The following is a 24,726-nucleotide window of genomic DNA, read 5'->3' on the forward strand; positions in this document are numbered from 1 at the left end:
CGTAGGGTGACGGGCATGCGATTCGGCGTGCTCGGCCCGCTGGCCGTGTGGACGGATGCCGGGCAGAGCGTCACGATCCCCGGGCTCAAGGTACGCGCGCTCCTCGCGGACCTGCTGGTCCACGAGGGGCACCCCGTGTCGGTCGACCGGCTGGTCGACGACCTGTGGGGCGAGGACCCGCCCGCCAACCCGGCGGGCGCGCTGCAGGTGCGCGTGTCGCAGTTGCGCAAGGCGTTCGAGGACGCCGAGAGCGGCGGCAAGAACCTCGTCGTCTCCCGCGCGCCCGGCTACCTGCTGCGCGCCGACGAGGGGGCGGTGGACGCCGTACGGTTCGCGGAGTCACTGGCCAGGGCCGAGGCCGCCGACAGCCCCAGGACCAAGGCGGGGCTGCTGGCCGACGCGCTGGCGCTGTGGCGCGGCCCGGCGTACGCGGACTTCGCCGACGAGGAGTTCACCAGGGCGGCCGTGCACCGCCTGGAGGAGCAGCGGCTGTCGGCGCTGGAGCAGCACGCCGAGGCCCGGCTGGAGCTGGGCGAGCACGGGCTGCTCGTGGGCGAATTGAGCGACCTCGTACGCCGCCATCCCCTGCGCGAGCGGCTGCGCGCCGTGCACCTGCGGGCCCTGTACCGCGCCGGCAGGCAGAGCGAGGCCCTGGCCGGTTACGCCGAGCTGCGCGACCGGCTGGCCGACGAGCTGGGCCTCGACCCCGGCCCCGAGCTGGTGGCGCTGCACCAGGCGATCCTGCGGCAGGACCCGGCGCTGAGCGTGCCGGCCGAGCGGCCGTCCACCAACCTGCCCGCCCCGGTCAGCAAGCTCATCGGACGTGACGCGGCGCTGGCCGAGATCGGCGCCCTGCTGGGCGAGGAACGCCTGGTGACGCTCACCGGCAGCGGCGGCGTCGGCAAGACCAGGCTCGCGCTCGAGGTGGCGAACCGGCTGGCGGAGGAGTTCGCGGGCGGCGCCTGGCTGGTGGCGCTCGACCAGGCGTCCCGCACCCCGGCAGAGGCGGTGATGGCCGCGCTGGACATCAGGGAGGACGCCGGCCCCGAGGCCGCGTCCGCCAGGCTGGCCACGGTGCTGCGGCAGCGGCGCACGCTGCTGGTGCTGGACAACTGTGAGCACCTGGTCGAGCAGGTGGCCGAGCTGGCGGAGTCGTTGCTGCGCTCCTGCCCCGACCTGCGGATCCTGGCCACCAGCAGGGAGCCGCTGGCGGTCGAGGGCGAGGTGCTGTGGAATGTGCCGCCGCTCGGCGTGCCCGCCGGGGAGGACCTCGCGGCCATGGCCCGCTCCGACGCCGTACGCCTCTTCGTGACCAGGGCCGCCGCCTCCGCCCGCGGGTTCGTCCTCGACGCCGGCAACGCCCCCGCCATCGCGCAGCTGTGCCGCAGGCTCGACGGCATCCCGCTGGCGCTGGAGCTGGCCGCCACCCGGGTGCGCGCGCTCGGCGTGCACGGCGTGGTGGCGAGGCTCGACGACCGGTTCAGGCTGCTGGCCTCGGGGCAGCGAGGCGCCCCCGCCCGCCAGCAGACGCTCACCGCGGTCATCGACTGGAGCTGGGACCTGCTGTCGGACGACGAACGCGTGGTCCTGCGCCGCCTCGCCGTCCACGCCGACGGCTGCACGCTGGAGGCCGCCGAGTCCGTCTGCGGGCTGGACCCGCTCGACGTGCTGGACCTGCTGGCCAGGCTGGTCGACCGCTCGCTGGTGACGGTCGTGGACACTCCTGGCGGGGTGCGCTACCGGCTGCTGGAGTCGGTGTCGGCGTACTGCCTGGCCAGGCTGGCCGACGCGGGCGAGCTGGACGAGGTACGCCAGGCGCACCTGCGCCACTACCTGGAGCTGGCCCTGCGCGCCGAGCCGGAGCTGTACGGCCCCGACCAGCGCGACTGGCTGCTGCGCCTCGACGCGGAGTCGGCCAACCTGCGCGCGGCGCTCGACACCGCCGCGGCGGCGGGCGACGCGGACGGCGCGGCCCGGCTGGTCAACGCGCTGACCTGGTACTGGTTCCTGCGTGGCCGCCTCACCGAGGGCAGGCGGGCCCTGACGACGGCGCTCGCCGTGCCGGGCGGCGAGCAGGGGGATGAGCAGGGGGATGAGCAGGGGGACGAGCGGGCCAGGGCGGCGGCCTGGGAGGCGGGCTTCGCGCTCATGATGGGCGAGGAGCCCGACTGGCCGCCGGTCGTGGCGGCGATCGCCGACCCGGGGGCGCGGGCCAGGGCGGAGCTGTTCATGTCCCTGCACGTCGCCGACATGACGACGGGACAGGAGCTGGGAGAGCGGGCGCTGGCCACGTTCAGGGAGGTCGGCGACCGCTGGGGCGTCGCCACCGCGCTCACCAGGCAGGCCATGGACGCCTTCACCCTGCGCGACACCGAGGCGCTGCGGCGCGTCGCGGGCGAGAGCGCCCGGCTGTTCACCGAGCTGGGCGACCGGTGGGGGCTGCTGCGCGCCACCGAGTGGCTGGCCTCGCTGGCGCAGATGGAGCACGACACCGAGGAGGCCAATCGGCTGTTCGGCGCGAACCTGCGGATGGCCGAGGAGCTTGAGCTGTGGCCCGAGGTGGTCACCTACATCGCCTGGCTGGGCTGGACCGCGCTGGAGAGCGGCGCGTACGAGCGCGCCATCGAGCTGGGCGAGCGCGCGCTCGCCCAGGCCACCGCCCAGGGATACAGCAAGGCCGCGACGATGGCCGAGATGGGCCTGGCCTTCGCCGCGCGCCGGTCGGGCCGGCTCGACCTGGCGGAGCGGCACCTGCGCCACCTGCTCGACGGCGTCTCCCGGGACCCCGCCGCCGAGCCCGCGCTGCACCTGCCGGACGTCCTCGTCGAGATGGGCCGGCTCCTGGAGCTGCGCGGTGATGCGGCCGGGGCGCTGGAGCTGCACGCCGAGGCGCTGGCCGCGGTGCGCAGGATCGGCGACCCCTGGACGGCTGTGGGCGCCGTGGAGGCCGCCGCGTCCGCCGCCGCGTCCACCGAGCGGGGGGCACGGTTGCTGGGTATGGCCGCCGCCGCCCGGCGGCACCACCGGCTGCCCGCCGCGCCGATCGAGCAGCAGGACATCGACAGGACGGCCGCGCGGGCGCGGGAGGCGCTGGGGGAGGAGGCGTACGCGGCGGCGTACGCGGAGGGGGAGACGTACAAGCTGGAAGACGCGCTCACCCTGCTAGAGCTCTAGGTACGCGGCCAGCCGTCCGCAGAACTCCTCCCACCCCTCACGCCCGACGCCCACGCCGATCTCGCGTACCCGCAGCTCGGTCCGCGCGCCCGCCGCGACGAACACCACCGTCACCACGGACGCGGCCCGCTCGCCCGCACCGGTCGTGAACACCAGCCGCTCCGGCGCCACCACCTCCCGATACCGCCCGCCCACCACCATCTCGAACCCCTCGTCCCCGACCAGCGTCACCCCCCACGCCCCGCCCGCCCGCACGTCGAGGGTGACCCGCCCCAGCGGCGTGGCCATCCAGGCGGGCCCGAACCAGCGGCAGAATCGCTCGGGCTCGGTCCAGGCGGCCCACACCAGCGGGCGCGGCGCGCCGAGGAGATGGACGAGGTCGTAGGCGACGGTCACGGACATGCGCTCTGCCCTCCGGAGGTGACGGATGCTCCCAGAGTGCGACGCCGTCCTTACGATCCCCTTCTCGCCGCCTTCAGGCCCGTGGCACGCTGGGACGCATGCGGATCATTCGGGCGGCGAAGGTGCTCACCGGACGTCCAGGAGAGGTGATCGAGAACGGCGAGATCCTCATCGACGGGCCCCGCATCGTCTCCGTGGGGCCACGCGGCAGCGCCGGCGAGGCAGACGAGGTGCTCGACCTGCCGGAACACACCGTCCTGCCAGGACTGGTCGACGCGCACGTGCACCTGGGCTTCGACGCCAAGGTCGACCCGGTGACGCGGCGCAGCGCCGAAAGCGACGCCCACCTGCTGCTGCGCATGGCCGAGAACGCGCGCAAGCTCGTCTCCGCCGGCGTCACCACCGCCCGCGACCTCGGCGCGCGCGGCTTCCTCGACCTGGCGCTGCGCGACGCCGTCGAGGAGGGCCTGGCCGTCGGCCCGCACATCGTCGCCGCCACCAGGCCGATCACCATCACCGGCGGCCACTGCTGGTACATGGGCGGCGAGGCCGACGACGAGGCCGCCATCCGCCGCGTGGCCCGGGAGAACCTGCGGGCCGGCGCCGACTGCCTCAAGGTGATGGCATCCGGCGGCCAGATGACGCCGGGCGCGCCGCCGAGCTGGGTCCCGCAGTACGGCACCGAGCAGCTCCGCGCCGTCGTCGAGGAGGCCGCCACGCGCGGCAAGGGCGTCGCCGCCCACGCCCACGCGCACGCCGCCATCCGCAGCTCCGTCGAGGCCGGCGTCACCACGATCGAGCACTGTACGTTCTTCACCCCGTCGGGCCACCGCTACGACCCGAAGCTGGTGGAGCTGGTCGCGGCCAGCGGCACGTACGTCTGCCCGACCGTGCACGGCGTCTTCGACCGCATCAGGAAGGTGCACGGGCAGGAGATGCTCGACGCCTGGCTGTCCGGCGTCGCCCGCATGCGGGAGGCGGGGGTGCGGCAGATCGCGGGCACCGACGCCGGGTTCGCGGTGGGCGAGGTGGCCAACCCGACCGACGGGTACGTGGGCGGGCTCGAGGTGTTCGCGATGGCCGGCTACCGCAACGCCGAGATCATCGAGCTGGCCACCGTGCTGGCCGCCGACGCCTGCGGGGTGGGCGAGGTGACCGGCAGCCTCGACCCCGGCAAGCGCGCCGACCTCATCGCGGTCGCGGGCGACCCCCTCGAACGCCTCGCCGACCTGCGCAACCTCTCGCTCGTGCTGGTATCGGGCCGGGCCGTGACCCAGGCGGGCGTCGACACCACCACCTTGTCGGTCGGCTGAACTGTCGGTGCCGTACGGCATCCTGATCTGGAATCTTGGGCGCAGACCCCCGGCTTCAGCCGTGGGGAGGAAGTCAACTCACCACACGTCCCCCGAGGAGAGCCCGCATGCTGCCCTGGTCCGCCGACCTCGCCGGTCGCCTCGACCACCACGTCGTCGACAGCGCGCTGCTGCGCGGCAACCCCCTCGGCGACCCGCACGAGCGGCCGCTGGTCGTCTACGTCCCGCCCGGCTACGACGACGCGCCCGACCGCCGCTACCCGACCATCTACGTCCTGCTCGGCTACACCGGCCACGTCGCGATGTGGTTCAACAGGACCCCGTTCCGCCAGCCCTACCCCGAGCTGACCGACGCCCTGTTCGCGGCGGGCGACGTGCCGCCCGCGATCGTCGTCTACGTCGACGCCTGGACCTCGCTCGGCGGCAGCCAATATCTCGACTCGCCCGCCACCGGCCGCTACCACTCCTACCTGCGCGACGAGATCGTCCCCTACGTCGACGCCCGCTACCGCACGCTCGCCGACCGCGACCACCGCGCCATCACCGGCAAGTCGAGCGGCGGCTACGGCGCGATGGTGACCGCCATGCTGGCGCCCGACGTGTTCGGCGCGCTGGCCACCCACGCCGGAGACGCGCTGTTCGAGGTCAGCATGCGGCGCACGTTCCCGGTGCTGGCGCGGCGGCTGCGCGACACGTACGACGGCTCCTACGACGCCTTCCTCACCGACTTCCGCGGCCGGCTGGCCGGCACGAAGGAGGGCGACCTGGAGCTGCTGGAGATGTACGCCTACGCGGCCGCCTACTCCGCCGACGACGACGGCACCGTGCGGCTGCCGTTCGACGACACCGGCGCGGTCGTGCCCGAGGTGTGGCAGCGCTGGCTCGCCCACGACCCGGTCGTGATGGCCGGCGAGCCGCGCCACGCCGAGGCGCTGCGCTCCCTGCGGGCGATCTGGATCGACGCGGGCCGCCGCGACGAATACTTCCTCGACTTCGGCGCCGTGGCGTTCCGCCGCGCGGTGGAGGCGGCGGGCGTGCCTGCCGACCGGGTCGCCTTCGAGCTCTTCGACGCAGGTCACGGGGGCATCGAATACCGCTATCCACTTGCCCTCGCCTGGCTCGCCCGCCGCCTCACCGCAGGCGAGGTCCAGTAGGCTGCCGCAATGGAACTGAAGGACCAGGTACGCGAGCTGCGCGAGCAGGGCATGTCGCCCAAGCAGATCGCGCGGGCGCTCAAGGTCTCACCGTCGGTCGTCGCGCCGCTGGTGCGCGCCATCGCCGAGGAGACCGCTCAGGCCACCGGCCCCGGCGAGGCCGAGGTGATGGGCTGCTGGATCAACGTCGGCTGGAGCGAGGGGCTCGGCGTCGATCCGGCGCGCGGGTGGGTCGACGAGGCCCCCGGCTCCGGCGGCGGCGGCAACGTGTGCGTGCTGGTCGCCCGGCGCTACAACTGGGACCGCCTGACGGTCTGCGGCTACCTGGCCGACGTCTACTGCCAGGGCGTCAAGGCCGTCATCGGTCCCGACGTGCTCGACGACCGCGACCTCGCGCGCTTCCGCGAATACTTCTTCGGCGAATACGCGGGCTGGCAGGAGGCCCCGATCGAGCTGGCCAGGCACCTGGTGTTCGGCTCCATCGACTACGCCCAGTCGCTCGGCTTCGAGCCCAACGACCTGTTCTCGCTCGGCGCCGACGTGCTGGGCAAGTGGGAGGAGGAGCCGGCGATCACGTTCGGCCGCGACGGCAGGCCGTTCTACGTCGAGGGCCCCGACGACGACACCGCCAAGGTGCTGCGCACGCTGCGGCGCCGCTTCTCCGACGACGAGTTCGGCTACGTCCCCGCGAGCCAGTGACGCGAGGCTGCGTCACCTGCCTGCGCTGACGCGAGGCTGCGTCACCTGCCCGCGCTGACGCGAGGGCGCGTTGCCCGCTTGCGGTGGCGCGGGGGCGCGTCAGCCCAGGCCGGTGACGCGCATCGTGAGGTTGAGCCGGCCGGCGGCCAGGCCCGTGGCAGGGTCGCCGGTGCCCGGATAAACCTTCGGCACCCCGTGGTAGGCCAGCCGCGACGGCCCGCCGAACACGAACAGGTCACCCGATTCGAGCCGCACGTCGGTGTAGGGCTTGCCGCGCGTCGCGGTGTTGCCGAAACGGAACAGGCAGGCGTCGCCGATGCTGAGCGAGACCACGGGGGCGTCCGCGCGCTCGTCCTTGTCCTGGTGCATGCCCATCCGCGCCTGGCCGTCGTAGAAGTTGATCAGGGCGGTGTCGGGGTCGTACGGGGTCTCCTTCCCGTACGCGTCGGCCAGGGCCCGCCGGCCCAGCTCCTTGAGCCACGCGGGGAACTCCGCCACCCGGCGGCCGTTCACGTCGTGGGCAAGGCGGGTGTAGCGGTAGGGCTGCCAGTGCCAGCCGACGCAGACCGTCTGCACGGACATGAGGCCGCCGCCGGGCAGCACGGTGTGCCGGATCGGCACGGGGCCCTTCGCCCATTCCCGGCATGCTTGGACGAGGTGGCGTTGCTGGTCGAGGGTGAGCCATCCGGGCACGTGCACCGCACCCGGGGCGATCTCTCGGAACGGCAGCGGGATCACGATATTTCCTGATCTGGGGTCGTTACTCGGTGGAGGATCGTGCACCACATGCCCCCATTCTCGAGGACGGCCCATGCGCCCCGCTCGGCCTCGGGGACCCGCTCGGCCTCATGGAGCCCGTCCCATCGGGGTAAGGCGTGACGGACCTATTTGGCGTCGTGGAGGACGAGACCGAGAGTGTGGCGCAGGCCGGAGCGTACGGTGCTGACGCCGTGCCGCACCGGCGCGGCCGACCAGCCGCGCGCCGACCGCACCGGCCGGTCGCGCGTGGTGAAGACCAGCCCGTGCCCCTGAGGCAGCAGCGTCACCGTGCCCCGCGACTGCGCCCGCGGACGCTGCTCCACCAGCAGGAACTCGCCGCCCGTGTAGTCGTGACCGGGCCGGTCAAGCCCGATCACCACCTGCAGCGGGAACACCAGGTCGCCGTAGAGGTCGCGGTGCAGGGCGTTCCAGTCGTTCTCGCGGTAGCGGAGCAGGATCGGGGTCGGCCTCGTCTGCCCGGCGCGGTGGCACATGTCCAGCCATTCACCGAAATCGTCCGGCCAGGGCGCGGGCTGCCCCAGCCGGGCCGCCCAATCCCGGGCGATCGGCAGCAACCGGGCGTAGAACGCGGCCCTCAGCCGTGCGATCAGGGGAGGGATCGGGTGACCGAAATATCGGTACTGTCCGGCGCCGAAGCGGTGCCGTTCCATGTCGATGGTGGCGCGGAAGTGCCCGGGTTCGTCGTACAGGCCGGCGATCTGCGCGCACTCCTCCGGAGTGAGCACCTGCGGGGTCAGCGCGCAGCCGTACGCGTCGAGCTCGCGCGCCAGCCGCTCGTCCGTCACGATGTCCATGCCTTTCCCAACACCGCCGCCTCGCCGGAACTCGGCAGTTTCAGACCTCGCGCCCGGCTATTTGATCGCGGGGGCCGGACGTCGTACGCTCACCGCACTCCGGACCCAGGAGTGAGCACACAGGGAGTAGGCATGGCCGCGTCGCGCGAGTACACCTTCACCGGCACCCGAGTCGTCAACCACGTCCGCGAATGGCCCAACGACCGGCCGCGCTACGCCGCCCTCCTCGTGCACGGCTACGGCGAGCACATCGGCCGGTACGAGTACGTGGCCGACCGGCTCGTCCGCCACGGCGCCGCCGTCTACGGGCTCGACCACATGGGCCACGGCAGGTCCGGGGGCGACCGGGTGCTCATCGCGGACTACGAGGACGTGGTGACCGACGTGCACACCATCGAGGAGCAGGCCAGGGCGGCGCATCCGGACGTACCGGTGGTGATGATCGGCCACTCCATGGGCGGCCTCATCGCGGCCCGCTACGCCCAGCGCTACGGCAGCGGCCTGGCCGCGCTCGTCCTGTCGGGGCCGGTGCTCGGGGAGTGGGCGGTCGTGCCGCAACTGCTGGCCTACCCCGAGCCGCCCGACACGCCCATCGACCCGGCCACGCTGTCCCGCGACCCGGCCGTGGGGGAGGCGTACGCGGCCGACCCGCTGGTCTGGCACGGCCCGTTCAAGCGGACCACGCTCGAAGCCCTCGCCACGACCCTCGACATCATCACCAAGACCGGCACTCTCGGCCCCCTCCCCACCCTCTGGGCCCACGGCGAGGACGACCAGCTAGTCCCCCTGGAAGGCACCCGCACCGGCATAACCGCCATCCGCGGCACAAACCTGACCGAACGCATCTACCCAGGCGCCCGCCACGAGATCTTCAACGAAACGAACAAGGACGAGGTCCTGGAGGACGTCACCACATTCATCGACCAGTCCCTGTCGTAACAAGATCACCTTCCGGTGCGAACAGTCGCCATCACGCGAGGGGCGACGCTCCACGCCGGGACGCGGAGGCGATCGGGCATCGCCCGCGCTTTGTCGTGACATGCCTGGCCAGGGTCGGACATTCCCGTGCCTTGCCGTGGGATGCACACCGGACTGTGGCGGCGGGTCGAGCATCACCCGCGCCCTGCCCTGACTGGACCTGCGGCCTGATCAGCGGTTGGCCGTGGGCCGAATGGCGGAGTCGGGCCTTCATTCCACCGGAAGCCAGACGTGTCCTGAGCCACGCGTGCGGCTGAGTTCGATCTTCCAACACCCCGCCTTCGGGAACACGAACCCAGTGCCCCACTCCTGCCCCGGCCTGCGCCAAGTGGACCCGCCATGCTCCTCGGGCCCCCAGATCGGCTTGGCCTGAGTACCGTCGCCCAGACCGGCCCGAACCTCCAGCGGCCCCTCCCCGGTCATCCGCCACACGATCTTGACCTCGTCCCCACGCTGCAACGGAGTCTTCGCCACGAACAATAACCCCCACAACTCAGCCCCCTGAGCGGTCCCTTGCACCTCCGGAAACCCGTCACCAAGGAACACCGGCGTCCCCTGACACCCCACCCCGGTCCGCGCCGGACTCGCCCCCACCCGCCCCGACTCCTCCTTCTCCGCCGTAACCCCCGCAGCCGGAGGACCGCCACCAGCCTCACCACCCGGAGCGGAACCCGGCCCCGCACACGCACTCGTCACCATGGCGATGACAACACCCGCAACCGCGCACCACACCTTCACCCGGGCCTCCTCCACCTCGCTGCTTCGCGTCCCACCTCCACTACTCCGAATCCCGGCACAAGGTTCCACGACCCTCACAGGCAGGAGGGAGGCCGTCGGCGGAGACCGGAGCGGAGAAGCTGTCGCGAAAGGGCCGCAGCTCAGACGCTGCCGGCAGAGGTCTTCCGTGGGTCTTCCGTGGGGTCTTCCGGGGGAGGTCAGTGGAAGGGGGTCCAGGTGGGGTCGCGGCCGAGGTAGGCGAGGAGGTGGTCCTGGGCGGAGGCGTGTGGAGGGACGATGAGGGGTGGGGCGAAACGGTCCGGCCGCTCTTGAGCGGTGACGAACAGCCTGGCCAGGTCGAGCAGCTCTTCGGCCAGGAGCGGCGGCAGCGGGCGACGTTCACCGCACGCCATGGCCACGTCCCAGCCGTGGACGGCGACCTCGATCGCGCCCACCGCCGCCACCATCGGGCGGGTCAGGCGGCGGTCGCCGACGACGACGAGGTCGTCCCCCGACAGAGCAACCCACCGACCGAGCACCTCGGTGGTGCTGTCCCTGAGCAGCAGAGCCGGATTGACGGGCACAGGCTCAGACCCGACTCCCGGCCCGCGCCCAGAGCCATCCCCAAACTCGCATCCAAGCCCGAGCCCGAGCCCGAGCTCAAGTCCGGGTCCGAAGCCGGGGCCGTGACCGGGGCCGTGGCCGGGGCCGGGGAGTGGGGTCAGGCGGTGGGGGATGGTCGGTGTGGGGGTCAGGGGTGGGCGTTCGCGTTGCTTGGTGGCGTTGCCCTGGGATGTGAGCGGGATGGTGGTTTCTGCTGCTTCGGCGAGGGTCTGGAGGGAGTCCGCCACGTGAGTCAGTAGGTCGTGCAGGGTCCAGCCACTGCACGGAGTGGGGCGGCAGAGGGTGGCCGGGGTGACCAGGCGCAGGCTGCCGAGGGCGTACGTGATGGCTCTTTCCAGCAGCGCCACCCCTGCTTTCAGCGCCTGCTCATGCTCGCTCATATCGCCTCCTCGTAGATGGAGACCCTTGGCGAGGCGAGAACTCATCGGGGACCTGACAGGGCGGGTCGTACGCCGGGCTCGGATCGGGAGACCGGCTCGGAGCGGGGGGACCGGCTCGGGGCGGGCGTCGGCTGGCCGAGCTGTCATGAGAGGCGCTGGAGGATGCGAGCTGAGAAGGGCTCGTGGTGGTGGCGACGGCCGCACGAAGAACGGTCGTCGCCACCACGTTGGCCGGCCTGTCCGCGGTGGACGAAGGAGTCGCCTCGCGGACTCAGACCGGACGGGTTACCGTCCCCCCGGCACGGTGTGGCTTGGGCGGCCTTCCAGCCGTGGCTGGATACCTTAACCGATCTTCTCACCGTATCGGTCGGAACGTCGCCGGGTTCTACCAAGAGCCGCGTCACGGTGTGCGGTTTGACATTTCCGTACAAAGTGATCGTACGACGTGTGGGGTGGTGTTGTGCAGCCGGGTTCCGGCGGCTGAACGCTCCTGAGGGGAGGTCACTGTCCGTGGTGAGGTCAGTTGGTTGGGCGATGCGCTGGTGGTCGGCCTAGGGGCTCGTCCCCCGAGTGTTGTAGCCGCATGGCTTCCGGGCGCGCTTGCGGTTACGGGGCGGGGGTGTCCTCCTGCAGGACTTCCAGGACTTGTTCGCCGTACTTCGCGAGTTTGTTCTCGCCTACGCCGTTGACCTTGCTCAGCTCTGCCAGGGTCGTGGGGCGGGCGGTGGCGATTTCGCGGAGGGTCGCGTCGTGGAAGATGACGTAGGCGGGGACGCCCTGCTCCTTGGCGGTGGCGCCGCGCCACCCGCGGAGGCGTTCGAAGAGGGGGGCGGCTTCGGCGGGCAGCTCGACGGCGGCCTTCGCGGACTTCGCCGAGCCGGCCACCTTGGCGCGGGCCGGGCGGAGGGTGTCGCGGCGCAGCCGCACCTCGCGCCGGCCGCGCAGCACGTCGGCGCTGGCGTCGGTGAGCACCAGGGCGCCGTAGTCGGACTCCACCGCCAGCAGGCCCTGGGCGAGGAGCTGGCGTACGACGCCGTGCCACTCCGCGTTGCCCAGGTCGGTGCCCACGCCGAAGACCGTCAGCGTGTCGTGGTCGTGCTGGATCACCTTGGCGGTCTTCTTGCCGAGCAGGATGTCGACCACCTGCCCCACCCCGAACTTCTGCCGCCGCTCACGCGCCAGCCGCAGCACGGTGGACAACACCTTCTGGGCGGGGACCGTGCCGTCCCACGACTCGGGCGGAGCCTGGCAGGTGTCGCAGTTGCCGCAGGGCTGCGAGCCCTCCTGGCCGAAGTAGTCGAGCAGCATCGTGCGGCGGCAGCCGACCGTCTCGCACAGCGCGAGCATCGCGTCGAGGTGAAGCACCTGGCGGCGGCGGTGGGCGTCGTCGCCCTCCATGGCCATGCGCCGGTGCTGGACGACGTCTTGCAGCCCGTACGCCATCCACGCCGTCGCCGGCAGCCCGTCGCGCCCCGCCCGCCCGGTCTCCTGGTAGTAGCCCTCCACCGACTTCGGCAGGTCGAGGTGGGCCACGAAGCGCACGTCAGGCTTGTCGATGCCCATGCCGAACGCGATCGTGGCCACCACCACGAGCCCGTCTTCGCGCAGGAAGCGAGCCTGGTGGTGGGCGCGCGTGCGCGCGTCGAGGCCCGCGTGGTAGGGGACGGCGGCGATGCCGTTGTCGGCCAGGAACTCGGCGATCTTCTCCACGGACGAGCGCGACAGGCAGTAGACGATGCCGGAGTCGCCGTCGTGCTCGGTGCGCAGGAACTCCAGCAGCTGCCGCTTGGGGTCATTTTTGGCGGTGATGCGGTAGTGGATGTTGGGGCGGTCGAAGCTGGCCACGAAGTGGCGGGCCTGGTCGAGGTTGAGCCGGGAGGAGATCTCGCGGTGGGTGGCCGGCGTGGCGGTGGCCGTGAGCGCGATGCGCGGCACCTCCGGCCACAGCTCGTGCAGCCGGGAGAGCTCCAGATAGTCGGGACGGAAGTCGTGGCCCCACTGCGCCACGCAGTGCGCCTCGTCGATCGCGAACACCGAGATGTCGCCCTTGGCCAGCAGCCGCTGCGTCGCCTCGACGCGCAGCCGCTCGGGGGCGAGGTAGAGCAGGTCGAGCTCGCCGGCCAGGAACTCCGACTCGACGAGCTGGCGTTCGTCGAAGTCCTGCGTCGAGTTGAGGAACCCGGCGCGTACGCCCAGCGCTCTGAGCGCGTCCACCTGGTCCTGCATCAGGGCGATCAAGGGGGAGATGACCACGCCGACGCCTCGGCGCACCAGGGCGGGAATCTGGTAGCACAACGACTTGCCGCCGCCGGTGGGCATCAGGACGAGCGCGTCACCCCCGGCGACCACGTGATCGATGATCTCCTGCTGGCCCTCGCGGAAGGAGTCGTAGCCGAACACGCGGTGCAGGACGTCGGTGGGGGTATCCATGCGGCTACCTTACGTGTTCGGCGGCGGGCGGATGGCCGGTTCCGCCGACGGCGGAGCCGGGCAGCAGCCTACGAAACCGCCCAGATGTGGGGCTCTCGACCTCTCCGGAGGACGACGCCGTCACGAGGGCCGGTACGACCCCACCTGTCGACTAGGAGGTGGCCGAGGGATCGTGCTGCACGTCTACCGTACTCAAGCGGTCGCCTCTCCCGTACGCCCTGCGGCGGTCGATGCGTGTGATTCGGCGCGCCGTAGCCGGCCGTCCGAGTGATCGCTGGTGTGCCGATCAATCGTTAGTGGAACGTCCCCCCGGTGATCGCCAACTACTGCGTTCCCGGCCATTCTCGCGGGAATTGCGGGAATCACGTGACGCGTATCACTTTGCGCACTACAAATGATCGAATGGCCGCATAGCGTAAGCATTATGAGCATTTCCTACGTAGTGACTGGTGGCGGACGAGGCATCGGCAGGGCCGTGGCCGAGCGGCTCCTGCGCGACGAGGAGGCCACCGTGATCGCCGTCGAACGTGACAAGGAGGCGCTGTCCTGGGCGGACGGCCGGCGGATCGTGCCCGTCATCGGGGACGCGGCCGACGAGGAGGTCGCCGGCTGGGCCGCCGACCTGGCGCAGGAGTCAGGCACGCTGGCCGGGTGGGTCAACAACGCGGCGATCTTCCGTGACGCCTCCGTGGACTCGTCGCCGATCGCCGAGGTCAGGGCTTTGATCGCGGCCAATCTCGATCTGGCGGTGGTGGGGTGCGCGACCGCCGTGCGCCACTTCCTGGCCGCCGGCGCCCCCGGCGCCCCCGGCGCCATCGTGAACGTCACCTCGCACCAGGCCGCCAGGCCCGTGCCCGGCAGCCTGCCGTACGCGACGGCCAAGGCCGCCACGGAGGGGCTGACCAGGGCGCTGGCCGTGGAGTACGGCCGGCGCGGCATCCGGGTGAACGCGGTGGCGCCCGGCTCGGTGGCGACCGAACGGTATGAGCGGTTCCTGGCGGAGCAGAGTCCCGAGGGGGCTGCGGCCGTGGAGGCCGAGCTGGCCCGGCTGCATCCGCTGGGGCGGGTCGCCACGCCGGCCGAGGTGGGGTCCGTCGTGGCGTACCTGCTCTCGCCCGACGCGTCCTTCGTCAATGGGGTGACGGTGCCGGTGGACGGGGGTCGTGCGGTGCTGGGACTCGACCCTGAGGCTCGGGAATGAAAACCGTTGCCATCGGGTTGCAGGGGGCATGAAGAAGAACCTGCACCCCGCGTACCGCCCGGTCGTCTTCCGCGACCCGAGCGCCGGTTACGCCTTCCTCACCCGCTCCACGCTGACCAGCGACAAGACGGTCGAGTGGGAGGACGGCAGGACCTACCCCGTCATCGACGTGGACGTGTCGTCCGCGAGCCACCCCTTCTACACGGGCAAGGGCCGCATCCTCGACACGGCCGGCCGCGTCGAGCGCTTCAAGCAGCGCTATGGCCGCGCCACGTCCTGAAATATCCGTAGAAATCGTGATGGCGCCCGCGCGTCCTGGGCCACACCCCAGGACGCGCGGGCGCACTGCGTTCCGGGGCGGCGTAGGGGCGGCGATGGGGCGGGTGGTCTCTGAGGCGTCGGTCAGCGGTGTCGGTGGGCTTCCGGGCGGCGGGAAACCCGGCGATGGCGGATGATCAGGAGGTCGATGGCGGCGACGACGGCCACTGCGGCGGCGATCGCCGCCTCCCACACCCACACCTGCTCGCCCGTCCGCATGGCTTGGACGGCGAAGAACACCGCAGCCACCACCCCCAGCACCAAGGCGATGATCGACAGCACCCGCCGCACGCCCAGCGCGCTGCGGGCCGTCACCGGTTCGGTGCCCTCGCGATCACGCAGCCACATGGGGATCCGTCCTCTCCGCGTAAGGTTCAGGCCAGGCAGCGCAGGGCGGCCGCCAGCCGTGGGTCGAGGTCGTGGCCGGTGGGGAGCCGGCCCACGGTGGCCTCCACGAAGTCCGAGGAGGGGAGCGTCGCGCTGACCCCGTTCACGGACGCCCTGACCTGCCCGTCAGCAGGCTCCACCTGCACTTTGGACTCCTGCTCGGCCAGGACGAAGCGGCCCACCGCCACCCGCCACGCCGTCCGCCCGGCGGCCTCGTCGGACGAGACGGGCGCGCCCACGTCGTCGGCGTGGGTGGCGTACTCGGAGTCGTAGTGGAAGGTCTGGTGCCCCACCGGGTAGGGCCCGGCCAGGGTGTCGAGGGTGCCGTCGTAGCCCAGTGCCCGCATGCGCGCCCGGGTCTCGCCGTTCTTGGTGCGCCACTCCTCCAGCACCTGCCCGATCGGCAGGCTCCTGCGCTGGCGTACGGACAGCTCGTTGAAGTCGTTGTAGTCGCTCACGCCCTCGGTGGCCAGCCGCGCCATGAGGTCCGGGACGGTCCCGTCGAGGCAGGCGTGGTTGTAGAGCTCCTCGCCCGCGAGGTGCGCGAGCACGTCGCGGACCGACCAGCCGGAGCACCGCGACGGCCGCGCCCAGCCGGCCTCGTCGAGGCCGGAGAAGAAGCGGTCGAGCCTGGCGGCCTCGGCGTCGAAGATGTCGAACGGGTTGAAGTCTTTGAGCAGGTCCTCGGACATACCGGGGACGCTACCCGTCAGATCCGACGATTCACGGCCCGGTACGGACGGCGCCCCCGATGGCCGACCTGACCCGCTCGTACTCGGCGGGGCAGGAGGGCGCCCGCTCCGGCGGCACCCAGCCGCCCTTGGCGATGGGGGCGTACTTGGCCGGGTCGGAGCCGTAGAGCAGGCAGGCGAACGTCGCCGACTCCTTCATGCCCTCCAGATGCTCGGCGCCGTCGTGGCCGGCGAGCAGGTGGCGGGCCTCGGCGGCGGCCACGACGTGCTGGGGGTCGTCGGCGAGCAGCGTGAGCGCGGCGAACTGGTCGGCCTGTGCGACGCTGTCGGGCAGGCCGTTGAGCGTGGTGAGCGCGTGGCCGAGCTGGCGGTGGAAGAGCATGGCGAGCGCGCCGTCGGTGCGGGCGCCGGTGGCCTTCGCGTCGGCCTCCTCGGTCTCGGAGATGCCCTTGATCGTGCGGTGCACCTTGTCGACCAGCGAGTAGCAGATGGTGATGCGGCGCTCGCCGGAGCTCCAGGTGGCCTCGGGGGAGTCGCAGTCGCGGGCGACGACCTTCACGTCGCGCGGCGGCATGATGTCGGTCTTGAGCGCCTCGCTCTTCTTCAGCAGCCGTTCTGCCTGTTCGGCGCTGTTGGAGGAGGGCTGCTCGTAGCGTACGGACACCTCGGGTGAGGGTGCCGCTCCCAGGGCGCTCGTGATGCTCAGGACGAGGGCGATCACGGAGTGCGGCATCCGGGGAGCTCCTTCGGGGGTCGGCCGTCGCAATGGGTGGTCCCATGCGGCGATATCAAGATCGCTAAACCTCCCGGACGGTAAAAAAGCCGGAAGCCCGGCCCCCGAGGGGGACCGGGCTTCTCGGCCTGGAGTCACATGAGCGGGACCTTCACCAGGCCCTGCCCACGTGGTCAGTGACGGTGCCAGGTGTACACGCGCACGTAGTCGCTACGGCTCGTGGTGTCCTCAAGCTGGCGGTCGCCGCTGAAGACGGCGCGGAAGGAGCCGCTCCTGTACGCGCGGGTCTTGGCGTAGAACTTGCCACCCCACGACGTACGGTCGGTGGCGACCCACTTCCAGGTGCTGGAGCCGAAGGCCTTGTAGTAGATGTTCACCCGCTCGTTGCGGACGCCGTCCCAGTCACGGCCGTCGCGGGCTTCGAGACGACCGGTGAAGGTGATGGACTTGCCCTTGCGCACCTTGCCGGGGCTGGCGTAGAAGCGCGAGATGCGGGTGTCGTCCTTGCTCTTCACCTGCTTGACGTAGAAGTACGCCGAGTCCGTGGCGATCCGCTTGCCGTCGCGGTCGAAGGCCACGGCGGTGGCCCTCCACTTGCCCTGCGGGTCGTTCTCGTTGAAGGCGGCGCTGAAGCGCCAGCCCTCGAGGCCCTTGACGTCCTTGGCGACGAGCGTGCGCACGCCCGCGGGGGCGACGCTGAGCTCGACGCGCTCGACGTTGCGGCTGGCGAGGACGTTGAAGTGCGCCGTGGTCTCGGCACCCTTCTTGACCAGGACCGGGTTCGGGCTGACGTCCTTGATGTAGAGCTTGGTGTGGGGCCTCGCGGCGGTGGACGCCGAAGCGACGCCCGCGCCCGAAACCAACATGGTGCCGCCGACCATGGCGGTCAGGATGCCTACTGCGAACTTCTTCATGAGGGTGCTGATTCCTCTCCCCGTATTGACTTCAGAGCGTGGCCTGGGGGTGCCGCGCTCCCTCTACTACTTTGAGGCACGGGATCGGGAAAAGGTTGGGCCAAAGTTCCGAAAAAATTTCGATCAAGCTTTAACCAGGACTTATACGGGAAAATGGGATTTAGGACACGTGATCGACTACGCTCGGGCGCCATGACGGACGTCTACACCCTGGGAGAGCCACTGGGCGTCGTCTCCAGCGGCAGAGTCCGCCATGAGAGCGAGGCCAGGCTGGACGTCTGCGGTCCCGAGTTCACCCTCGCCGTCGCACTCGCCAGGCTCGGCCACGACTGCGCCTACCTGGGCAAGGTCGGTGAGGACGAGCTGGGCGCAAGGGCGCTGACCGTGCTGCGGGGCGAGGGCGTGGACGTCTCCGACACGCGGGTGGTGGCCGGCACGCGCACGGGGATGCTGCTCCGCGACGCCCGCGTGGCCAGGCCGACGGGCGTCTCCCACTACCGCGCGGGCTCGGCGGGCTCGCTGCTCGCGCCGGGCAACGTCCCGATCGACCGGATCGGCGCCGCGAAGATGGTGCACGTGACCGGCATCACCGCCGCTCTGGGCAGGGACCCGCTCGAAGCCGTGCGCACGGCCGTCAACGCGGCGCGCAACGCCGGGGTGATGATCTCCTTCGCCGTCGAGTACGTCCCCGAGCTGTGGCCGTCCGTACGCGAGGCGGAAGAGGTGCTCGGCGAGCTGGCCCGCGCCTCCCACCTGCTCTTCCTCCGCCAGGACGAGCTCGACCTGGTCAAGCCCGCCCTCACCCCCGAGCGCGAGGTCATCGTGGACCGGGGCGCGAAGGGCGCGAGCGTGCGCGCCGACCGCATGCGCTACGACGTCCAGGGCTGGCAGGTGCCGATCGTGGACACCTGCGGCGCGGGCGAGGCGTTCGCCGCCGGTTACATCAGCGCCGCGCTCGACGGGCTCACCCCGCAGGAACGCCTGCACCGCGGGGCGCTGCTGAGCGCCGCCGCGGTGACCAGCGTGAGCGACTGGCAGGGCATGCCCACCAGGGCCGAGCTCTAGTCGATGGTGAGGGTGAACGTCGAGGTCGTGTTCCTGATGTTCTGGTGGTTGTCGCTGAAGCGCAGGTCGTTGAAGGTGGCCGACCCGATCGCCGGGCCCTGACCGGGCTCGGGCAGCTCGTTCACCCAGATCCCGAAGCCGGACTTGGCGTCGAAGGCGTCACCGCTCTTCCTGGCCCCGCTGATCGACACGTTCGTGAAGACCGTGTCCTGCACGGGGTTGAGCGGCGTGCTCGGGTTCTGGTAGCCGGTCTGGAACATGATCCCGCTGTACGTCGGGTCCACGATGTCCAGGTTGCTGACCCGGATGCCCTGGAACACCTTCGAGGAGGAGAACAGCCACATCGCCGGGAACGTCTGCTGCCCCCAGAAGTGACCACCCGCCCTGACCAGCGAGATGTTGTCGAACCGCGTCGGCGGGGCGGCGCCGAAGCCGTGCATCGGGTAGCCGAAGTCCAGCGAGGAGATCGTGACGCCGGAGTACACGAGCGTGTCCGCCACGTAGATGTTCCTGAAGGTGTTGTCGTAGCCGCCATAGACCGCGAGGCCGGCCGCCCGCCAGGTCAGCAGCGAGGTCAGGTTCTCGTAGACGTTGCCGAACTGCTCGCCCGGGTTGTTGTCGGTGGCCGAGAACAGCGCGAAGCTGTCGTCGCCCGTGGATCTGGTCTCGATGTTGCTGACGCGGTTGCCGGTGCTGCCGTTGGTGAGGTTGAGGCCGTCGGCGAACACGTTCCTGATCCTGGAGTTCGTGATGGTCAGGTTGTCCACGTTCGTGCCCCACAACATGCAGACCTGGTGCTCGACCCAGATGTCGTCGATGGTGAGGTTCGCGACGTTGGTGAGGTCGAAGACCTTGCCGGGGCCGTTGATGCGGTCCACGTAGTTGCCGAAGGAGGCGAAGCCGGTGAACGACGAGCCGTTGGCGGTGGCGTCCGCGCGGAAGCCGATGTCGGTGTTCTGCTGTCCGGCGGGCGCGTGGAAGCGGGTGAACCACGGTCCCGCCCCGACAACCTTGATCGCCTTGCCGTACACCTGGAACTTGCTGCTCGTCTGGTAGTCGCCCGCGGGGAGGTAGACGCCGGTCAGGTCGGTGTCCATGCGGGCGCGGTCCAGCGCGTTCTGCACGTCCTGGTGGGTGAAGCCGGCCGGTACGGCGTACTTCGCCGGGTCCGGGTTCGGCACCTGCGCGACCTGCTCGAAGTCCACGAAGTCGATCGCGTACGTCGAGGAGTTGGCCGCGTCCTTCTGCAGCCTGATCGTGCTCCCCGCCGGGACGGTCGTGCCGAGCATCAGGTTCGCCTCGTCGTAGATGTGGCGGGGCGGGCCGGCGCCCGGGCTGTTGGTCGGGCTGTCCTCGGGGCCGTACAACCAGGCGTAACGCGAGGTCAGGGGGATGGCCTTGCGGAACGTGCCGTCCACGTAGACGTTGAGCGTGGTGTCGATGCCGCCTCCGCCCGGCGCGTCGGGGATCGAGAAGCGGGTGACCAGGGTGTTCGTGGGGGCCTTCGCGGTGAACTCGACGTACGCGCCGGTCTGGCCGAGCGTCACCGCGCGCCGTCCCGACGCCTCGCCGGCGATCGTGCCGATCTCCCTGCTGGGGCCGACGCGGGTGGCGCCGCCGCCGATGGCCGCGTCCTCGGCCTCGTACGTGTCGTACGGCATGTTCGCGCCACGCCCGACGAACAGCGGCAGCGTGCTGGTGTTGTTGTCCCGCTTGACCGGCAGCTCGTTGGCGTCGGCGGCGAGCACGGTCTTGACCGTGTACCTGCCGTCGGCCGCCGTCCACGTGCCCAGATTGACGGGGTTCGTGGTGGCGCCGGGGGCGATCGTGCCGCTCACGGAGCCGGTCAGCGTCCTGACGACGGTGCCCGACGCGTCGGCGACGGTGAGTGTGACGCCGTGGGGGCCGCCGCCGGAGGCGACGGTGCCCTGGTTCTTGATGGCGACCGAGAACGTCACCGTGCCGCCCGCCGCCGGGTTCCCCGGCGTCCAGGCGACGGGGGAGGCGATGAGGTCGGCGGTGTCGACCGGCCGGACCGTGAGGGTGCCTGTGGCGGTGTTGTTGGCCTCGTTCTGCTCGGGGACCTCGCCGTCCTCGTCCACCTTGGCCGACAGCTCGTACGTCCCCGCCTCCCGCGCGCCGATGTCCGCCGACACGGTCGCCGAGGCTCCTGCGGCCAGCGCGCCCACAGCGGCGGTGCCGACCTTGGTGCCGCCCGCGTAGAAGGTCACGGAGGTCGCGGCGGAGCCGGTGCTGCCCGCGTTCCTGACCGTCGCCGACAGCCGCACGTCGTCGGTCTCGACCGGCGAGGCGGGCGAGGAGGTCAGGCCGGTGATGGTGAGGTCGGGGTTGGGCGCGGGCGTGCCGAAGATCTGGAACTCGGCGATCTGCCCGCCGGGCGCGCCGGTGTTGGCCGTGACCTGGAGACGGACGTCGGCCGCCCGGCCGCTCACCGGGATCGTGACGCTGTTGCCGGTGGCTGGGTCGAAGGTGTAGGCGGCCTGGGGGGCGAGGGTGGTGAAGGCGGTGGCGCCCTGGGCGCGGCCCTGGACGGTGAGCGTCTGGGTGCGGCGGGCCCAGACGGCGTCGGGGTTGAGCTTGAGGGTGATGGAGGTCAGCGTGGCGTCGGCGCCGAGCTGGGCGGTGAGCGTGGCCGGGTAGGCGGCGCTCTCCCAGTAGGTGCTGAGGTTGTCGTCGCCTGCGTTCGCGGCGACGTACGAGTGCGTGTGCGACGACGCGGTCATCGTCTTGCCGAGCGCGAGGTTGGCGCCGTCCTGCGGGGTGCCGGGAGCGGTGCCCCAGACCTCCAGCTCGGAGAGCTGCCCGGCGGGCCAGCCGCTGTTGGCCGTGATGTGCAGCCGCACGTGGCGGGCGGTCGTACCGGCGGGGAGGGTGATCGTGGTGGCCGGGTTGACGGCGTAGGTCGCCTGGGGCACGACGGTGGTGAAGGTGGTGCCGTTCGTGCCGGTCTGGACGGCGAGCGTCTGCGTACGGTTCGGCCAGCCGCTGGGGAGCTTGAGCACCAGGCGGGAGAGGGCGGCCGTGGCGCCGAGGTCGACCTGGACCCATTGCGGGAAGGCGTTGCCGGCCGACTCCCAGTAGGTGGCCTGGTCGCCGTCGGTGACGTTGGCGGGCCGGTAGACGTCGGTGTGGCTGCTGGCCGTGGCGGGCCGGCCGGCGGCGAGGTTGCTCTCTGCGGCGGCCGTGCTGCCCGCGGCGGCCGGATGCGGGACGACGAGGAGCGCGGTGAGTAACGTGAGGGCGGCTGACAGTGCTCTCATGAGGGGTGGCCCTTCGAGGGTGGGGCGGTTGGCCGAACCATAAGATGTCGAGCAGATGGCCGCAATATTTCGACGACATTGCGCAAACGCTGGACTGACTAGCGTTGTCGAATTCCGCGAAGCCGCGCTGGTCAGCGCACCGCCGCAGGCGTGAAGCCGCCGTGAGGGCCGCGCAAGGCCCGACGTACGGTCTACGTAAGCCGTTGCAAGCGCTTGCGCTGAAGGCCGTATAGTTTGCGCATGACTCGACGACTCGCAGAGGTGGCCAAGAAAGTCGGAGTGAGCGAGGCGACCGTGAGCCGCGTGCTCAACGGCAAGCCCGGGGTGTCCGACGCGACCCGCGAGGCGGTGCTGACGGCGCTCGACGTGCTCGGCTACGAACGCCCCACCCAGCTGCGCGGCGACCGCGCCAGGCTGGTCGGCCTGGTGCTTCCCGAGCTGCAGAACCCGATCTTCCCCGCCTTCGCCGAGGTCGTCGGCGGGGCGCTGGCCCAGCAGGGGTTCACCTCGGTGCTGTGCACCCGCACGGTCGGCGGCGTCTCCGAGGCCGACTACGTCGATCTCCTGCTCCAGCAGCAGGTCAGCGGCGTCGTCTTCGCCGGCGGCCTGTACGCCCAGGCCGCCGCCTCCCACGGACACTACGAGCTGCTGCACGAGCGCAAGCTGCCCACCGTGCTGGTCAACGCCGCCGTCGAGCACCTCGACTTCCCCCAGGTCTCCTGCGACGACGTGGTGGCCGCCGAGATGGCCGTCGCCCACCTGCGCGCCCTCGGCCACGAGCGCATCGGCATGGTGCTCGGGCCGAAGGACCACATGCCGTCGCGGCGCAAGCTGGAGACGTTCCTCGCATCGGGTGGCGACGCCGAGCTGGTCGAGCACACGATGTTCTCGCTCGAAGGCGGGCACGCCGCCGCCGCGCGGCTGGTCAGGCGCGGAGTCACCGGCGTCGTCTGCGCCAGCGACCTGCTCGCGCTCGGCACCGTACGCGCCGCGCGCCGGGCGGGGCTCGCCGTGCCCGCCGACATCTCGGTCATCGGCTTCGACGACTCGGCCCTGATGAACTGCACCGAGCCGCCGCTCACCACCGTCCGCCAGCCCATCGACGCCATGGGGCGGGCGGCGGTCGACCTGCTGGTCGCGCAGATCGACAAGGCCGTCGTCCCGGCCGACGAGCTGCTGTTCGAGCCCGAGCTGGTCGTCCGCGCCTCCACGGCCCGCGCGAAGGACTGACCTGCCATGTGATGCAGTCGTTATCTTGCAACTTGAAGTCGAAATCTTGCGCCCTTCGGTCGAGGAACCTATGGTGTGGGCACCTCGCATCAAGAAGGGTCAGACCATGCAGAGATCCACCGGACTCCTGCTCGTAACCGCGCTGAGCCTCACGGCCACCGCATGCGGCTCGGGCGGCGAGCCCGCCACCCCGTCCGCCGGCGGCGCCAAGGCCGTGTCGATCACGGTGGCCTGCCAGCCGGCGAAGTCCGCGCCCAAGGAACGCCAGGCGTGGGACGACGACGTGGCGACGTTCATGAAGGAACACCCCGGCGTGACGGTCAAGAGCACGGACCAGCAGCCGTGCTTCGACCCCAAGACGTTCGGACCCAAGCTGGCGGGCGGCCAGATGGAGACGGCGTTCATGGTGCCGATGACGAACTACGCCGACGTGATCTCCAAGGGCCAGGCGCTCGACATCACGCCGTACACGAACCTGATCAAGAACTGGAACGACCTGCGCGCCGACCACAAGGAGCTGCTCACCAAGGACGGCAAGGTCTACGGCGTCCCCAACGTGCACTACAGCGTGGGCCTGGTCTACAACCGCGCGCTGTTCACCAAGGCCGGCCTCGACCCCGACGCCCCGCCGCAGACCTGGGCCGAGGTGCGCGAGGCCGCGAAGAAGATCGCCGGGCTGGGCGCCGGCCACATCGGCTACGGCGAGTACTCCGGCGGCAACACCGGCGGCTGGCACTTCACTCAGGCCCTCTACGGCCGCGGCGGCGACATCCTGACCCCCGACGACAAGCGCGCCGCCTTCAACTCGCCCGAGGGCAAGGCCGTGCTGCAGACGCTGCACGACATGCGCTGGACGGACGACAGCATGGGCACCAGGCTCCTGGTCGGCTGGGAGTCGCTGATGGTCGCCATGGGCAGCGGCAAGGTCGGCATGATGCTCGGCGCCCCCGACGTCGTGACCGACGTCGTCACCAAGTTCAAGGGCAACGTCGACGACTACGGCATCACCGGCTTCCCCGAGGCCAAGGCGTCGCTGAGCGGCGGCGAGGCGTTCATGATCAACCCGAAGGCGACCCCTGAGGAGGCCAAGGCCGCGCTCCAATGGCTCGACTTCCGCTACAACACCGTCGGCAAGGGCCGCTTCGACTTCGCGCGCGGCAAGAGCATCGGCAACCCGGTCGGCGTGCCCGACAACGCGGTGTACGGCGACTCGCCCACCGGCCAGGCGCTCCAGGAGGACCGGGTGAAGAACGCGACGCTGCCGGTCGCCAACTACGACTCCTACGTCAAGGCCGCCGGCACCGTCCCGCCCAAGGCCGAGCCGGCGCACGCCCAGGAGCTGTACGCCGTCCTCGACGTGCCGATGTCGGGCGTGCTGAGCCGTAAGGACGCCGACATCGACCAGCTGCTCTCCGACGCCGAGTCGAAGGTGAACTCGCTGCTGGCGGCCAAGGGCTGAC

20 protein-coding genes are annotated in these 24,726 nt (G+C 71.2%); 10 read left to right on the forward strand and 10 right to left on the reverse strand.

What is annotated here, in order from left to right:
* Positions 1–15 precede the first annotated feature (15 nt).
* The gene (locus tag AB0K12_RS04080) at positions 16–3,174 is read left to right on the forward strand and encodes a BTAD domain-containing putative transcriptional regulator (RefSeq protein ID WP_364555374.1); all 3,159 of its coding nucleotides are present in this window, start codon (positions 16–18) and stop codon (positions 3,172–3,174) included.
* Here the strand turns inward: AB0K12_RS04080 and AB0K12_RS04085 are convergent.
* Positions 3,163–3,576 carry an SRPBCC domain-containing protein gene (locus AB0K12_RS04085; protein WP_364555376.1) on the reverse strand — a complete coding sequence of 138 codons (414 nt, stop codon included), beginning with the start codon at positions 3,574–3,576 and terminating at the stop codon, positions 3,163–3,165. The two genes, AB0K12_RS04080 and AB0K12_RS04085, sit on opposite strands and share 12 nt — an antisense overlap.
* A gap of 98 nt (positions 3,577–3,674) precedes the next feature.
* Between AB0K12_RS04085 and AB0K12_RS04090 the strand changes: the two genes are divergently transcribed.
* From AB0K12_RS04090 to AB0K12_RS04100, 3 genes are all read left to right on the forward strand, one after another.
* Positions 3,675–4,889 carry an amidohydrolase family protein gene (locus AB0K12_RS04090; RefSeq protein WP_364555378.1) on the forward strand — a complete coding sequence of 405 codons (1,215 nt, stop codon included), beginning with the start codon at positions 3,675–3,677 and terminating at the stop codon, positions 4,887–4,889.
* Positions 4,890–4,996: 107 nt separating this feature from the next.
* Positions 4,997–6,043: an alpha/beta hydrolase-fold protein gene (locus AB0K12_RS04095; protein ID WP_364555381.1), complete on the forward strand. Its 1,047-nt coding sequence runs from the start codon at positions 4,997–4,999 to the stop codon at positions 6,041–6,043.
* A 9-nt stretch (positions 6,044–6,052) separates the two neighbouring features.
* Positions 6,053–6,742: a helix-turn-helix domain-containing protein gene (locus AB0K12_RS04100; protein ID WP_345397291.1), complete on the forward strand. Its 690-nt coding sequence runs from the start codon at positions 6,053–6,055 to the stop codon at positions 6,740–6,742.
* 99 nt (positions 6,743–6,841) lie between these two features.
* On the opposite strand, the gene AB0K12_RS04105 is transcribed toward AB0K12_RS04100, so the two are convergent.
* Positions 6,842–7,483 (reverse strand): alpha-ketoglutarate-dependent dioxygenase AlkB, encoded by a 642-nt coding sequence (locus AB0K12_RS04105; protein WP_364555749.1) that lies wholly within the window; start codon positions 7,481–7,483, stop codon positions 6,842–6,844.
* A 143-nt stretch (positions 7,484–7,626) separates the two neighbouring features.
* Positions 7,627–8,316 carry a 2OG-Fe(II) oxygenase gene (locus tag AB0K12_RS04110; RefSeq protein WP_364555384.1) on the reverse strand — a complete coding sequence of 230 codons (690 nt, stop codon included), beginning with the start codon at positions 8,314–8,316 and terminating at the stop codon, positions 7,627–7,629.
* 132 nt (positions 8,317–8,448) lie between these two features.
* Between AB0K12_RS04110 and AB0K12_RS04115 the strand changes: the two genes are divergently transcribed.
* Positions 8,449–9,255 (forward strand): lysophospholipase, encoded by an 807-nt coding sequence (locus AB0K12_RS04115; RefSeq protein WP_364555386.1) that lies wholly within the window; start codon positions 8,449–8,451, stop codon positions 9,253–9,255.
* A gap of 974 nt (positions 9,256–10,229) precedes the next feature.
* Here AB0K12_RS04115 and AB0K12_RS04120 read toward each other — a convergent pair.
* Together AB0K12_RS04120 and recQ are read right to left on the reverse strand one after the other, a co-directional pair.
* Complete coding sequence (locus tag AB0K12_RS04120; protein ID WP_364555388.1) at positions 10,230–11,015, reverse strand: maleylpyruvate isomerase N-terminal domain-containing protein; 786 nt, start codon at positions 11,013–11,015, stop codon at positions 10,230–10,232.
* 606 nt (positions 11,016–11,621) lie between these two features.
* Positions 11,622–13,445 carry a DNA helicase RecQ gene (recQ, locus tag AB0K12_RS04125; protein ID WP_364555390.1) on the reverse strand — a complete coding sequence of 608 codons (1,824 nt, stop codon included), beginning with the start codon at positions 13,443–13,445 and terminating at the stop codon, positions 11,622–11,624.
* 424 nt (positions 13,446–13,869) lie between these two features.
* Between recQ and AB0K12_RS04130 the strand changes: the two genes are divergently transcribed.
* Together AB0K12_RS04130 and AB0K12_RS04135 are read left to right on the forward strand one after the other, a co-directional pair.
* Positions 13,870–14,646 carry an SDR family oxidoreductase gene (locus AB0K12_RS04130; RefSeq protein ID WP_364555392.1) on the forward strand — a complete coding sequence of 259 codons (777 nt, stop codon included), beginning with the start codon at positions 13,870–13,872 and terminating at the stop codon, positions 14,644–14,646.
* Positions 14,647–14,674: 28 nt separating this feature from the next.
* The gene (locus AB0K12_RS04135) at positions 14,675–14,926 is read left to right on the forward strand and encodes a type B 50S ribosomal protein L31 (protein ID WP_364555395.1); all 252 of its coding nucleotides are present in this window, start codon (positions 14,675–14,677) and stop codon (positions 14,924–14,926) included.
* 122 nt (positions 14,927–15,048) lie between these two features.
* Here AB0K12_RS04135 and AB0K12_RS04140 read toward each other — a convergent pair whose 3' ends face one another.
* The 4 genes from AB0K12_RS04140 to AB0K12_RS04155 all read right to left on the reverse strand — a co-directional run bounded on the left by AB0K12_RS04140 (position 15,049) and on the right by AB0K12_RS04155 (position 17,690).
* The gene (locus AB0K12_RS04140; RefSeq protein WP_364555397.1) at positions 15,049–15,312 is read right to left on the reverse strand and encodes a DUF6343 family protein; all 264 of its coding nucleotides are present in this window, start codon (positions 15,310–15,312) and stop codon (positions 15,049–15,051) included.
* 26 nt (positions 15,313–15,338) lie between these two features.
* Positions 15,339–16,043 (reverse strand): maleylpyruvate isomerase family mycothiol-dependent enzyme, encoded by a 705-nt coding sequence (locus AB0K12_RS04145; RefSeq protein WP_364555399.1) that lies wholly within the window; start codon positions 16,041–16,043, stop codon positions 15,339–15,341.
* Positions 16,044–16,074: 31 nt separating this feature from the next.
* Positions 16,075–16,776 (reverse strand): DUF4344 domain-containing metallopeptidase, encoded by a 702-nt coding sequence (locus AB0K12_RS04150; protein WP_364555401.1) that lies wholly within the window; start codon positions 16,774–16,776, stop codon positions 16,075–16,077.
* A gap of 173 nt (positions 16,777–16,949) precedes the next feature.
* Complete coding sequence (locus AB0K12_RS04155; protein WP_364379009.1) at positions 16,950–17,690, reverse strand: hypothetical protein; 741 nt, start codon at positions 17,688–17,690, stop codon at positions 16,950–16,952.
* Positions 17,691–17,882: 192 nt separating this feature from the next.
* Between AB0K12_RS04155 and AB0K12_RS04160 the strand changes: the two genes are divergently transcribed.
* A complete protein-coding gene (locus AB0K12_RS04160) occupies positions 17,883–18,755 on the forward strand; it encodes a sugar kinase (RefSeq protein WP_364379007.1) in 873 nt (290 codons plus the stop codon).
* On the opposite strand, the gene AB0K12_RS04165 is transcribed toward AB0K12_RS04160, so the two are convergent.
* On the reverse strand, positions 18,752–22,036 hold the full coding sequence (locus tag AB0K12_RS04165; RefSeq protein WP_364555404.1) for a discoidin domain-containing protein: 3,285 nt from the start codon (positions 22,034–22,036) through the stop codon (positions 18,752–18,754). The two genes, AB0K12_RS04160 and AB0K12_RS04165, sit on opposite strands and share 4 nt — an antisense overlap.
* Positions 22,037–22,276: 240 nt before the next feature.
* Between AB0K12_RS04165 and AB0K12_RS04170 the strand changes: the two genes are divergently transcribed.
* Complete coding sequence (locus tag AB0K12_RS04170) at positions 22,277–23,266, forward strand: LacI family DNA-binding transcriptional regulator (RefSeq protein WP_364555406.1); 990 nt, start codon at positions 22,277–22,279, stop codon at positions 23,264–23,266.
* 106 nt (positions 23,267–23,372) lie between these two features.
* Entirely contained in the window at positions 23,373–24,725 is a 1,353-nt protein-coding gene (locus AB0K12_RS04175) for an extracellular solute-binding protein (RefSeq protein ID WP_364555407.1), read from the forward strand.
* Position 24,726: the final 1 nt, after the last annotated feature.

The organism is Nonomuraea sp. NPDC049419 (assembly GCF_040676995.1).
GTDB classification, from domain to species: domain Bacteria; phylum Actinomycetota; class Actinomycetes; order Streptosporangiales; family Streptosporangiaceae; genus Nonomuraea; species Nonomuraea salmonea.